This window comes from Enterococcus sp. AZ163 (assembly GCF_050498925.1).
Taxonomy (GTDB): domain Bacteria; phylum Bacillota; class Bacilli; order Lactobacillales; family Enterococcaceae; genus Enterococcus_A; species Enterococcus_A ferrettii.
In genome coordinates this window covers 109338-122120 of the sequence record NZ_JBIPAO010000001.1, presented here as the reverse complement: position 1 = coordinate 122120, position 12783 = coordinate 109338, and the positions used below count along the sequence as shown (strand labels likewise).

Sequence of the window (12783 nt, the reverse complement as noted above, 5' to 3'; positions counted from 1 at the left end):
AAATCTGCGCCTCTTGTAAGCCGCTCGACTAATTTAGCAGAGCTTGCTTCTTGCAAGAGGGCAGTTTTTTTATACTCCTTGATTAGAAAATTGTGCTTGGTACAAACGTTTATAGTAACCGCCAGCCTGCAGCAGTTCATCATGTGTTCCAACTTCCACAATCTGACCTTGATCTAAAACTAAGATTTGATCAGCATTTTGGATGGTGGATAACCGATGAGCAATGACAAAGCTAGTGTGTCCAGACATCATTTTTAAGAAAGCATTTTGAATATTTTTCTCAGTTAAGGTATCAACTGAACTAGTTGCTTCATCCAAGATCAGCATGGGAGGACGACTAATCATTGTCCGAGCAATCGTCAACAATTGCCGTTGCCCATCTGAAAGTTTTAGACCAGCTTCACCAATTACGGTATCCAATTTCTTCGGCAGACGCATAACAAATTCATACATATAAGCATCTTTCAATGCGGCATAAATTTCTTCATCCGTTGCTTCTTTTCGACCGTAACGCAAATTGGCTCTTAGACTGCTGTCCATCAACCAAGTTTCCTGTAAGACCATTCCGAAATGTTTTCGTAGACTTTCTCGCTGGATTTCGCGAATATCGGTACCATCAATTTTGATACTTCCCTGATCAACCTCGTAAAAACGCATCAGCAAATTTACTAAGGTAGACTTGCCAGCCCCAGTTTTACCAACAATCGCGATCGTTTCACCCGGTTTTACCTTCAAGTTAAAGTCTTCGATTAGTTTTTGACCAGGACGGTAACTGAAGTATACGTGATCAAATGTTACTTCACCCTTTACTTGATCCAAAGCGATTGCCTCAACAAGATCCGGTTTTTCAACCGGCTGATTCAGTAAATCAAAGGAACGATCCAAACCAGCGATCGCAGTTTGCAGCTGAATGGTAATTCCTGACAGCTCAATGAATGGTTTGGTAAACTGACTGGAATAAATCGTGAAACTGGAGATCATGCCAATGGTAATGCCATGAGAGCCCTGCAATGCCAACAAACCGCCGACTAAGCCGACCATTAGATAGCCTAAGTGATCGACAAAACGTGAAGACGGATTGGTGAGGGAAGAGGCGAATTGCGCCTTTTGCCCACGTACATACAACTCTTGATTGATCCGCTCAAAATTTTGCTGGTTAACCTCTTCACGTTGGAAGGACTTCACGATCTTTTGATTGCCCACCATTTCGGTAATGAAACCGGAAATTTGTCCAACGATTCGTTGTTGACTCGTAAAGTATTTTTGCGAAGTCCGAGCTACAATATAAGTAATTAAGAAAATAATCGGTGTTGCTACCAATACGACTAAAGTGAGTAATGGGCTAAGATACAACATGAAAACCAGTGCAACCAGCACGACTGACATGCCCGAAAAGACTTGGTTAAATACTGCCGAAACAGCTATGGATATATTATCCATGTCATTCGTAAAGCGACTCACGATGTCTCCCTGAGAGGACTGGTCGTAATAGCTTAGCGGCAACTGATTCAAATGGCGGAAGGTTCTATCCCGCAAGCTGGCAACTGAATCAAAGGCTACCTTATTTCCAATTCGTTGAATCAAATATTGACTGACCACGGTAACTAAGAATAGACCGATAAATAGACGCAAAATGTAGAAAAGATGGTTAAAATCGACTTGTCCAGCACTCACCATTTGATTAATACCTACACCAATATAGTAAGTCATCATAACTGAAGTAATACCGTTGGCAAATCCTAGGATAACCGCAGCAGTTAATTCTTTCGGATAAGCGGCTAGATAAGGACCAAATAACTTAAGCGAACGAAAGAAGCTTTTCTTTTTATTCATGAGATTCGCCTCCTTCAGCCTGTGAGTCCGCCAATTCTTGATACATTTCGGAGTCCTGCATCAATTGCATATGGCTGCCCTTAGCTACCAGCTTGCCATTGTCTAGCAGCAGAATAGTCGGTGCATCCTGAATTGACCGTAAACGCTGAGAAATGATAATGACAGAAGCATTCAACTCTTTTTTCAAGGCAGTTCGCAAATCCAAATCGGTCTGATAATCCAAAGCAGAGAGAGAATCATCCAAAATCAGCAGCTTAGGTTTACGAATTAGCGCTCTAGCAATCGTTAAACGTTGTCGTTGACCGCCAGAAAAGTTTTTTCCGTTTTCAAAAATCGGCGTGTCTAAACCTTCAGGTAAGCCTTTAACAAATTCCGTTGCCTGAGCAGTATCCAGCGCCTGCCAACATTCTTCGTCAGTGGCATCCGGTTTTCCCCACTGCAAGTTTTCCCGAATTGTTCCAGTAAACAAGACAGCCGTTTGAGGAACCATGGCGATTTCGTAACGCAATTGCTTCAAAGGCCAATCCTTAACATCATTGCCTTCAACGAATACTTGTCCATTAGAAGCGTCATAAAAGCGTGGAATCAATTGAATCAATGTCGATTTTCCACTACCAGTGGCGCCAGTAATTCCCAAGATTTCATTTTCCGGTAAATCAAAGGTAATATCCTCCAGAGCCAAGCCTGAATCTTCTGTGTAACGAAAATCTACATGGTCAAAACGAACCAGTGGAGCAGAGGCATCCGGCTCTACAGCTTTGGATTCCTCAACTAAAGAAGGTTCGGTATCAAAGACTTCATTGATCCGGTTGGCTGAGGCAGCTGCTCGAGTAAATAGCACTACTAGGTTGGAGACAACAATCAATGCCAGCAGCATTTGATTCATGTAATTGATTAATGCTAAAACCTGCCCTTGTTCTAAGTTTCCAATATTTACTTTAAAGCCGCCAAAATAAAGCAGTGCAACGACACCAATATTCATAATTAAGGTAGTGCTAGGTGACAGCAAAGCCGAGATGTTCGCAACTTTCTGGTTTAGATCCGATAGTTCAACGGTCTTCTCGCTAAAATGATCAGTTTCTGTTTTGGTACGAGCAAAGGCGCGAATGACTCTTACTCCACTTAAATTTTGCGTAACTAATTGGTTCAATTGATCCAGCTGATGCTGAACCTTTCGATACAAAGGAACGGAATAGTGAATAATGAAATACAAAATTAAACAGAAAAAAGGCAATAGAATCAAAAAAATAAGTCCCATTTGCCAATCAATATAGAAGGCCATAATGACTGAACCAATGCTTAAGAAAGGCGCTCGCACTACCAAGCGAATCAGCATAGCCAAAGCCTGCTGCATTTGATTGATATCGTTGGTCATTCGAGTAATTAAAGTATCTGTCCCAAAACGGTTCAATTCTTTATGAGCAAAGCGGTTGATGTGAGTCATCAGTTGATTTCTCAGTACAGTGCCGAAGCCCTGCGAAGCAATCGAGGCATAATATTGACAAACCAGAGCACAAAGCAGGCCAAGAATAGACAATCCGAACATCCACAAAGCCATTTCAATGACCTTTCCTTGATTGTTTTTGGCAATTCCTTCATCAACTAAGCGAGCCATAAACAAAGGTAAAACCAGTTCGAAGACAGCCTCTAAAAATTTAAAAAAGGGGCCAAGAATCATTTGTTTTCGATATTCTTTGGCGTAACGTAATAGCCGAACCATAGTAAAATTCCCTCCTTAAAAATAGGGTTCTCTCCCATTGTAGCTCATTTTGTTAGAAAACGGACGAAATTTGATACGAGATTTTGCAGAAATCTGGTAGAATCAAACAGAAGGAGGGGAACGATGGAACGAGAATTTTCAATTGTAGTGCTTTTATTTTTTTGTTATTCCTTGATTGGCTGGGTGTGGGAAACCATTTATTGTTCGATTAAAGCTAAGAAATTTGTGTATCGAGGCTTTCTGTTAGGACCAATCACACCTATTTACGGCTTTGGTGTACTGGGGGTTTTATACTTTATTGCACCTTATCAGAACAATGAGCTTGTGGTTTTTTGTCTGGCTTTCATTCTAATAACCGCATTAGAATACGTTACCAGCTTTTTATTGGAGAGACTATTCCATGCCAGTCTTTGGGATTATAACCAAGTCCCCCTTAACATTAATGGTCGAGTGGCTGTACCGGTTTCGATTTTCTGGGGGATCTGCTGTTTACTAATTGTTGAAGTAGTAAACCCGCGGTTAATGCTGCTGGCAGCTAACTGGAGTGACCGTTTTGGCATTTTTCTGCCGATTGGATTACTGATGCTGATCAGCTTTGATTTAGGCTTTACCTTAAGCAGTGTGCCAGCTTTCCGTCGCGGATTAAATGAGTTAAATGAAGCCATCCAAGAAAAGAAGGGCCAGCTGCAGCAGACAGTGGAGGAAAACAAGGACCTTTCCAGTTTGCGGCTATCAGAAATCAAGCAGCAAGTTTCCGATCACTACGATTGGCTGGCAGAGCTGCGTCAGCCAAAAGAAGGCAGCCGACGCTTGCCTCGTTTGAATTTGCAGGAGCGCCGCTTCCTGTCCGGCTTTCCTAATATGCAGTCCAAGGATTTTAGCAGTTCAATCGAAGAAATTCGAAAATTGGTGAAGGAACTGCGCAAAGACAGCAAATAGTTAGGAGTGATACGTATGATTGATTTACATTGTCATATTCTTCCTGGGATGGATGATGGTCCGCAAACCCTTGATGAAAGTATAGCCATGGCCCACGAAGCAATTCGGCAAGGGATTACACATATTCTATGTACGCCCCATCATAACAACGGTCGTTACGATAATCCAGCTTCAAAAATAATTCCTGCTGTTCAAAATCTGCAGCAGGAATTAGACCGGCGAGGAATTGAATTGACGCTGTTTGAAGGACAAGAAGTACGGATAACGGGGGAACTGATGGAGGCAATCCAACAGCAAGAGATCTTGTTTACTGACTTGGACAATCACTACTTGTTAGTAGAATTTCCAACATTGGAAGTACCTGCATATGCTGAGCAGCTCTTTTTCCAGTTGATTGGGCAAGGCTATACGCCAGTGATTGTACATCCAGAGCGAAATGCCTTCTTTGGTCAAGATCCGAATCGTCTACTGCCTTATTTAGAAATGGGCGCGTTGACTCAGTTAACAGCGCCCAGTATTACGGGCTTCTTTGGCAGAAAGATTCAAAAAACGGCTAAAACGATGCTGGAGAACAAACTCGTTTACATGGTTGCTTCCGATGCCCACAGTATTCAGCATCGTGGTTTCTATTTAAAAGAGGCCTATCAAGAAATTGAGAAGAATGTTGGAATCGATTATGCGCAGGCCATGGAACAGATGGCAAAAGATTTGCTGAATGGGGATCCGGTTCAGCGGCCGGGCTTTCAAAAGATAAAACGAAGTCGCTTTTTCTAAAAAATGCGATGCACAAGAAGAGCTTATTTCCGTCGAAGTTAGAGGGAAATAAGCTCTTTTGGCTGTTCCCTTTGCACATACATTTTATGTAATTTAGTTTCCAGATTGTAAAAATCAAGTTTCGAGGGTTCCTTTGGAATAGCCACGTTTGGAATTTTTGAATACCCATTTGTAATCGTTCGTTTAGTGGAAAGAACTAAATCAATCGTTTGAAAATCAATTAAACAATCGTGATGAGTATAGATTTCCAAATTTATATGTCCTAAAAATTCAGTTTTAATCCGATTAATCAGCCGATGTTCTTCCAGATTTGATAAATCTGACACAAAAAAAATACGTAAAGGCTCCTCCATTTTAGGGATAGGAGTAATTACTTCAAATAATAATGGATAAATACTCAATAAATAATCCGTTTCTTTAAAAAGGGAAAACCCCGTTTCGTGATAGAGCAGGTGAATCAATTCTTTGGTTTTCATTATTAGATGCGGTGAAACCATCGTATTGAACTGAAACATAGATTCGGCAGAAGCAGATTGTTCTCTGTTTTGAAAAAGCTGGCAATATAAGTGAGCACTGTACAAGCACTTATTAATCAGCTGGAGCTCGTCTTTCGGGACAATAAAGTTATGATTCAGCGATAAATGATCTTTTAATGTATGCACGGATTGAGATAATTGCGTATTTTTTTCTTGATGAAAGTTGAGAAAAAGCTTACGAATATAGGTATCATTGAAAGCTTCATCTCTAGTGAAAATATATAGAAATAGAAAACCGACTTCGTCTCTTCGATGTGCTTGTTTAGGTAAAACATCTCTTAACTCATTTGCAAAGCGAGTGAACAGCTCATTGTTGTCGATGTTCTCCGATAATTCCTTGGTTAAAATGACATGCTTCTCCTGCTTCGTCCGTTCAATACAAACCGCAACCATGCAAAATACTTTCATATATTCATAATCAGACAGACATAGATGAAAAAAGTCGATGATCTTTTTGACCAGTCTTTCAGTTAACAGCTTTGTTGTACTCGTATAAGGCCAGTACCCTTTTGCATAAGAGTTGACTAACAGAAAATAGCTTAATTTCCGAATTTGAATTTCATTTCCTAATAAATTTAGGGATCGTCGCTCGATAGCAATGCCCATCGGCAGAAGTTTTTTGCGGAATTTGTTAATCATTCGCCATAAGGAAGATTCACTAACGTAGAAATTATGGGAAAACTGAATAATTGAATGTATCTTTCCGAAAAAAATATCCATCAACAACTTGTAGTTAATCGTTTGCTCGATCATGAAGAAGACTAAATCACTTAACGTTGGATCAAAGTCATAAGATAAGAAAAATCCTTTGCGTTCATGCTTCTCTAAACAAATGTCCGCGTTCATGGAAAAGGCGGAGATATCTTCTTCAATAAAAGCAAGATATTTTAAAATAGTTCGCTGGTTGATGCCCAATTGTGAAGACAATTCATCAATGGACAACCAGGTTTTCTTCTCCTTTAGTAAATAAACAATTTTAATCTTAGTAATCGTTTCCTTATCAAACAGTGAAGCTAAATAATCAATTGAAAACATCCTTATAGACTAACCCCTTTCCTACCTAACAAACCAGACATGCAGTAAAATCTCCTAATAAATGTTTAACTCATAAAATAATTAATTAAAAAATGAAAACATGATTTTCTGTGTGATTGCAGGATTTTTAACTTAATAGAAACAAAAAAATCTGTTTTGGACTATTTAAATATTATTTTATACTTTAAAATCCTGTTTGATCGGTCAAAAAAAGACGCTAAACGAACAAAATTAGACGTTTAATTGGTTAATAGTTAGCTTATTATTAACCGTGCTTAAGGGAACATCGAGGGTTAGTGAGGTGTTCAGTTTACAAAAGAGGGGAAATAGTTTGGGTGATCGTATAAGAAGTTATTTTTTTTTGATATTACTAATGATTTTTCCATTGGTAGATATTTTCAATGGCGTTTTTATCACATATGGGCATGAAGTTCCTCTGGGGATTGCATATAGACTATTATTTATCTGCTTTATTCTATATAGCGTGCTGCTTCAAGGAATCAGGCGATCAGGAATCTTTTTTCTGTTACTTCTTTCATTGGTCTCACTGATTTTGGTTTGTGTCATTCAGTCCTTTTACTTTAGAACGGGGATACCAGCTTTGATCAAGGAGCTTTCATACATTATCCGTTTTTCCTTATGTTTATTGATTCCTTTTTTTGCTGAACAATATCAAGAACAGTTTTCGCTGAAAAAAATGGCTTGGTTAACCATTGTATTAGATAGTTTCTTGGTTGGCGGTTTAGTCATCCCTTATCTCTTGGGGATTGGCAATAATACCTATGACGAAACAGCTGGATTTAAAGGCTTCTACTTTGCAACAAACGATATTGCCTATGCCTTCTTGATTCTGTTGTTTTTAATTGGCTGGTTTTTAATCCGCCGGGAGAAACCCTTCCCAACCATAGTATTATTGGTTCTTTATTTTTCTAATCTGTATTGTCTAGTGATTTTGGGAACGAAATCAGGCTTGCTGGCAGGTGTTTTGTATTCTCTTTATTTGGTCATTTATTTTATTTCTCACTATCGGAGCCGAACCCTCTACGAACAATTCTTTGTGTTTGAGTTTTTACTGCTGCTGTTTTTATTGCTAGTAGTGAAAGGGAAAGAATTTATACTGAAGTCTTTGTCTAGTGTAATTACCCGATTTGTTTATTTCAAAACGTTGTATCAGGACGATTGGCTGCGCCTGCTTCTGAGTTCTAGAAATGTTTATTTGAGGGATGCTAATGAACAATTTTTACAAACACCCAATAATCAGGCCATCTTTTGGTTTGGCAGCGGCTTTGAGAATCGGTGGGACTGGTATGGACGAAAGGGCGGGCTTATCGAAATGGATTTCTTCGATATGTTTTTCTCTTATGGAATGATTGGTTTAGTTGTGCTTGTCCTAGTAGTGAGCTATTTCTGGTTCATTATTCTTAATAAAGGCACCAGTAAATTTGGGTTGTTCCTGTTACTCTTCACAATTATTTACAGTTTCTTAGTAGGCCATGTATTCTTTTCGGCACTATCGGCGACGGTATTTGGCGTTATGGCCATGTTTATTCAAGAAATAAAGAAGGAGCAGCTAGGCTGAATATGAAAAAAATTATTATGGTTGGACCAGACAGTAAGGGAAAAGGGGGCATCTCAACCGTTATTCACAATTTTATCCATTCCTTCAAGCAAGAGGAATGGCAGGTTTCGTATGTATGCTCCTGGAAAGCGAGTGCTAAACTTCTTTACAGTTTGCGCGCCTGGTGTCAGCTGTTTTTTCTTACCCATACACAGCAAATTGAGATTGTTCATATCCATGTTTCTCAAGATGCCAGTTTCTATCGAAAGGCCATACTTCTGACAGCGATTAAAAAAAATGCCAAGGTGATTTTTCATATGCACGCGCCTCAATTTGATCTTTTTTATCAAAGGAAGAGTACCAGAGGTCAGAACAGAATTGAAAAAATTTTTAATCGTGTAGATTTGGTAGTTGCTCTTAGTGAAGAATGGGCCCAATTTTATCAGCAGCTTACGACTACTAAGGTGCAGGTGATTGAGAACGCAGTAAATGTACCTGAAGTCTTTCACTATCAGGTGCACTCGAAGAATGTATTAACCTTCGGACGTATATGTGAACGAAAAGGAAGCCAAGATATCGTGACGCTTGCTAAGAGAATTGAGAAAAAACTGCCGGATTTACGTTTCAGTTTATATGGGGATACTGATGAGACAACAGTCAAGATTATTCAGCAAATCAAGGATTTAGATTGTCGCAATGTTGAACTACATGGTTGGACCGATCAACAAGAAGAGTTATTAAAGGATTGTGCTTTGCATTTGCTGCCTTCTTATCATGAAGGAGTCCCCATGGCAATTTTGGAAACTATGGCAAATGGTGTCCCCAATCTGGCAACCGAAGTAGGAGGAATAAACCAGGTGGTTAAGCATCAAATAAATGGGTATCTAGTTTCTCCTGGAAGTATTGATGAGATGGAACACTATCTATTGGCGTTCTTCAGTGATCCTGAAATGCGTTGTCGTTTTTCAAATCAGGCAAGAATGATGATCGACGAGCATTTTTCTATTCCAAACTATCTTCAGAGCTGGAATAGGGTGTATCAATCTTTAACTAAATAAGAGGAGAACGGCATGGTGTATTCATTTAAAGATTTTTTGCTTTTTTTGTGGCTCCGTAAAAAGTGGTTGAGTATCGCAACGTTGGCAGCTATCGCAGTTGTTTTCAGCAGCCTAGTCTTACTAAAAGGATTTGATTATTCAAAAAAGGTTTCATTTTTATTACCAGTGACAGAAGTCCAAACTGCAAAAAATGTCGAGAATGAACAAGAATTGGAGAATCGAATCATCGCCAGCAACATTAAGCTAGTCGAAACTTACAAAGAAATGGTGAAAAGTGACCAAGTAATGGAGGAATTACAGAAAAAATTTCCGAATCAATCAAAATCAGACCTGACAAACGCATTGACTGTAACCAGTAGTATCAATTCTCAAATCTTTACGGTTGTCATTACAACAGATAATCCCAAAATCAGTCAAAAGCTGGCCGCTGATTTAAGTAAGATTTATCCGCAAGTCGTAAAAGACAGCCAATTACCAAGAGAAGTTTTTCCACTAACGGCTGAAGCAAACGATTTTTATCGTTCGCCAAGCATAGCAAAGGTTCTGACGTGCACGGTTCTTTTCAGTCTATTTTTAAGTACGACCAGCTGTTTTATCTGGGTCTCTTTACGTGAACGAAAGTTTTTGCGAAGTCCAGAAGCTGTTTCCAGTTTAGTTGAAGTGGACGTACTCGGTGTAGTGAACAGGTACGAAATATAAGAGAGGAGGTAGGGCAATGAAGGCACTACTGGTTAGTTTTATTGACAGTTCAAATATTGGAGATCGTCTAATTGCAGAAACCTTGGATAAGCAGCTGTTAACTGACTGTGAAACGAAAAAATATAGTTACAAATTGATTGAAGAATCGCAAGTAGTTATAAAACAGGCAATTGTTCCTCGTTCAAAGCTTCATGAAATTTATTACAAGTATTTTCGAAGTATTCCGTTTTTAGGCAACGTTGTGACAAAGGGGAAATGGCTTCGCGGCAGACATAGAATGTATGACCCGAAGAACATCGCAAATTTTGAACAAGCGTTGACTCAAGCGGATCTGTTAGTAATTGGCGGAGGCAATGCCATTTTTGATTTATCATCGGCTACCTTGTCTGCTCAAAGATTTGATCAGGTGGTTTCACTAGCTAAAAAACATCAGGTCCCCATTTTTGTCAGCTCCATTGGAATTGGGCCATTTTGTACAAACAAGCAAGAAGCTGCAGCAGTTGAAACACTAAAAAAATGTGAGTATGTCACGTTTCGGGATCAACGATCACTGAATTATTTACCAGAGGATCAGCACTCTGCAGCTTATGGTTCAGTAGACCCAGTTTTTTTACTGCCAGCTACTTTGCCTTTTGAACAATTAAAGGCTAAAAAGCGGCTGAATCAGCGAATAGGTATTTGTGTGATTGATTATCGGATTACCGGATGTTCTCACAAAGAGTATCTAAGCTACTTAACCCAAATGAAGCAATTGATTCAGCGGTTGGCTCAAATGAACAGTGAAATTATTTTGTTTTCATCTGAAATTCAAGATTATGAAACGCTCGAAGCGATTTACGCCAGTTTTGAAAACTATTCGCAGGTCACTTCTGTCTTAATCAAAGACAAGGAAGCCTTGCTGAAGTTGTACGAAGGGTTGAACTTAGTGATTGGAACGCGAATGCACTCAATGATTGTTGCAGTGTCTCAATATATACCGATTATTGGTTTATCTTGGCAGCAAAAGGTGAAGGAAATGTTTCGAAATCTCAATTTGGAGGATGACGTGCTGCCAATTGAAGAACTGGCCCCGAATCTGGATTTGCTAATTGAGAAGGTTCAAACGAAGCTGACAAATAATCCACAGGAACTGATGAAAATGAAAGAGTGTAAAGAAGCCATGCAGGGAAAATTTGCGATCAATCATCAGATTATGCACACGCTAGAACAGCGTTTCCAGGAATGATGAATCAATATAAAAAGTTAGTCAATGATTCGCTCATTCTGGCTATCGGCAGCTTTGGCAGCAAGTTGATTACGTTTTTCTTAGTAGGGTTTTATACCTACTATTTAACAACCGCTGAGTATGGAATGGCTGATCTGCTCCTTAACAGCATAAATCTAGCTCTGCCAATTGTCAGCCTCAGTATATCAGAGGGGGTGCTGCGTTTTACCTTAGACAGCAACCAGCAGCAGGAAAAGGAAAAACTATTACATACTGCTTTAAAGATTAATAGCTGGGGAATTGGAATGATTGGATTCATCTTGTTTGGCAGCTATTTTCTTATTGGATCTGGTGGACTTTCGTCGGCAATCTGGCTGTTCAGCTTTAGTTTACTGGTTTTGCAATCCTTTCAGCTTATCCTTATGCAATACATCAAAGGAATGGGGAAATTAAAGGTTTATGCTGCAAATGGTATCTTATTGTCCCTATTAACGTTGTTGTTTGGATTTCTGCTTTTTCGTCGAATGCAGGATAAGTTGACTGCCTACTTTTGTTCCTTAGCATTGGCTAATGGACTATCACTGATCTTTTTAATGGGAAATGCTTCGTTGCATACCTGGCCGACGAAAGCGAATTGCTTGAATAGAGATCAAACTAGACAGCTGATTAAATATAGCCTGCCTTTAATTCCTAATTCTGCTATGTGGTGGGTATTGACGACCTCCAGCCGTTTCATAATGACCTTCTTTTTAGGAGTAGCCAGTAACGGAATGTATGCAGCTGCCAGCAAAGTTCCCAACCTATTATCAGTAGTCGGTTCTATTTTTTTGCAGGCTTGGCAGCTGTCAGCGGTGGAAAACCATCGAAAAAAGAATGCTTCCGTCTTTGCTCAAAGAGTTTTTAATTACTACAGCACCTTGCTGATTGTATTTTCCAGCTGCATTCTGTTGTTCTTGGATCCGTTAGCTTCTATTCTGCTGTCGAAAGATTTTTATTATGCAAAAGCATATATACCGTTGCTGTTGATTAGTAACTTTTTCTCCTGTATCTCAGGCTTTTTCGGCACTACTTATATAGTAGTAAAAAAAACACGCGGCGTTTTAACTACTTCTTTGGTGGGAGCAGGAATTAGTTTGATTGCCAGCTGGTTGCTTATCCCGTTTATCGGAATTAATGGAGCTTCCTTGGCTTCTGCGTTAGGTTTCTTTGTAATTTTTTATCTTAGAAAGCGTCAAACTCGTCAGCTAACGAAAAGTCAGTTGTCTACCAAGCGAATGAATGGGCAGGTGATCTTGCTGCTCCTTCAGATCGGACTGCTTTACTGGTCCCCTGTGTCAAAGGGAGCAACAGTCCTGCTGCAAGTCTTGTTGCTAATTTTTATGGGGTTGATAGGGATCGTGCATCAGCCTGTTAGAAAGGAATAATCC

10 protein-coding genes are annotated in these 12783 nt (G+C 39.5%); 7 read left to right on the top strand and 3 right to left on the bottom strand.

Annotation, left to right across the window (positions count from 1 at the left end; genetic code table 11):
• Positions 1–69: 69 nt before the first annotated feature.
• Together IGI46_RS00595 and IGI46_RS00590 are read right to left on the bottom strand one after the other, a co-directional pair.
• Entirely contained in the window at positions 70–1833 is a 1764-nt protein-coding gene (locus tag IGI46_RS00595; protein WP_429972648.1) for an ABC transporter ATP-binding protein, read from the bottom strand.
• Positions 1826–3553, bottom strand: coding sequence for an ABC transporter ATP-binding protein (locus tag IGI46_RS00590; protein ID WP_429972647.1), 1728 nt, complete (start codon positions 3551–3553; stop codon positions 1826–1828). Before IGI46_RS00590 ends, IGI46_RS00595 begins: the two co-directional genes overlap by 8 nt.
• Before the next feature lie 123 nt (positions 3554–3676).
• Between IGI46_RS00590 and IGI46_RS00585 the strand changes: the two genes are divergently transcribed.
• Together IGI46_RS00585 and IGI46_RS00580 are read left to right on the top strand one after the other, a co-directional pair.
• On the top strand, positions 3677–4492 hold the full coding sequence (locus IGI46_RS00585; RefSeq protein WP_429964427.1) for a putative ABC transporter permease: 816 nt from the start codon (positions 3677–3679) through the stop codon (positions 4490–4492).
• A gap of 15 nt (positions 4493–4507) precedes the next feature.
• A complete protein-coding gene (locus IGI46_RS00580) occupies positions 4508–5266 on the top strand; it encodes a tyrosine-protein phosphatase (RefSeq protein ID WP_429964426.1) in 759 nt (252 codons plus the stop codon).
• Positions 5267–5304: 38 nt separating this feature from the next.
• On the opposite strand, the gene IGI46_RS00575 is transcribed toward IGI46_RS00580, so the two are convergent.
• The gene (locus IGI46_RS00575; protein WP_429972646.1) at positions 5305–6837 is read right to left on the bottom strand and encodes a helix-turn-helix domain-containing protein; all 1533 of its coding nucleotides are present in this window, start codon (positions 6835–6837) and stop codon (positions 5305–5307) included.
• A 373-nt stretch (positions 6838–7210) separates the two neighbouring features.
• Here IGI46_RS00575 and IGI46_RS00570 point away from each other — a divergent pair, with 373 nt between their 5' ends.
• The 5 genes from IGI46_RS00570 to IGI46_RS00550 all read left to right on the top strand — a co-directional run bounded on the left by IGI46_RS00570 (position 7211) and on the right by IGI46_RS00550 (position 12780).
• Positions 7211–8416 (top strand): O-antigen ligase family protein, encoded by a 1206-nt coding sequence (locus IGI46_RS00570; protein ID WP_429972645.1) that lies wholly within the window; start codon positions 7211–7213, stop codon positions 8414–8416.
• Positions 8417–8418: 2 nt separating this feature from the next.
• Entirely contained in the window at positions 8419–9453 is a 1035-nt protein-coding gene (locus IGI46_RS00565; RefSeq protein WP_429972644.1) for a glycosyltransferase family 4 protein, read from the top strand.
• Between the two features lie 66 nt (positions 9454–9519).
• On the top strand, positions 9520–10152 hold the full coding sequence (locus tag IGI46_RS00560) for a YveK family protein (RefSeq protein ID WP_429972643.1): 633 nt from the start codon (positions 9520–9522) through the stop codon (positions 10150–10152).
• Positions 10153–10168: 16 nt separating this feature from the next.
• Entirely contained in the window at positions 10169–11377 is a 1209-nt protein-coding gene (locus IGI46_RS00555; RefSeq protein WP_429972642.1) for a polysaccharide pyruvyl transferase family protein, read from the top strand.
• Entirely contained in the window at positions 11374–12780 is a 1407-nt protein-coding gene (locus IGI46_RS00550) for a lipopolysaccharide biosynthesis protein (RefSeq protein ID WP_429972641.1), read from the top strand. The genes IGI46_RS00555 and IGI46_RS00550 overlap by 4 nt, the downstream gene beginning before the upstream one ends.
• Positions 12781–12783 lie beyond the last annotated feature (3 nt).

Excerpts from the sequence above, each read along its gene's own strand:
- IGI46_RS00595 (WP_429972648.1), bottom strand. The coding sequence starts at position 1,833 with ATGAATAAAAAGAAAAGCTTCTTTCGTTCGCTTAAGTTATTTGGTCCT.
- IGI46_RS00590 (WP_429972647.1), bottom strand. The coding sequence starts at position 3,553 with ATGGTTCGGCTATTACGTTACGCCAAAGAATATCGAAAACAAATGATT.
- IGI46_RS00585 (WP_429964427.1), top strand. The coding sequence starts at position 3,677 with ATGGAACGAGAATTTTCAATTGTAGTGCTTTTATTTTTTTGTTATTCC.
- IGI46_RS00580 (WP_429964426.1), top strand. The coding sequence starts at position 4,508 with ATGATTGATTTACATTGTCATATTCTTCCTGGGATGGATGATGGTCCG.
- IGI46_RS00575 (WP_429972646.1), bottom strand. The coding sequence starts at position 6,837 with ATGTTTTCAATTGATTATTTAGCTTCACTGTTTGATAAGGAAACGATT.
- IGI46_RS00570 (WP_429972645.1), top strand. The coding sequence starts at position 7,211 with ATGATTTTTCCATTGGTAGATATTTTCAATGGCGTTTTTATCACATAT.
- IGI46_RS00565 (WP_429972644.1), top strand. The coding sequence starts at position 8,419 with ATGAAAAAAATTATTATGGTTGGACCAGACAGTAAGGGAAAAGGGGGC.
- IGI46_RS00555 (WP_429972642.1), top strand. The coding sequence starts at position 10,169 with ATGAAGGCACTACTGGTTAGTTTTATTGACAGTTCAAATATTGGAGAT.
- IGI46_RS00550 (WP_429972641.1), top strand. The coding sequence starts at position 11,374 with ATGATGAATCAATATAAAAAGTTAGTCAATGATTCGCTCATTCTGGCT.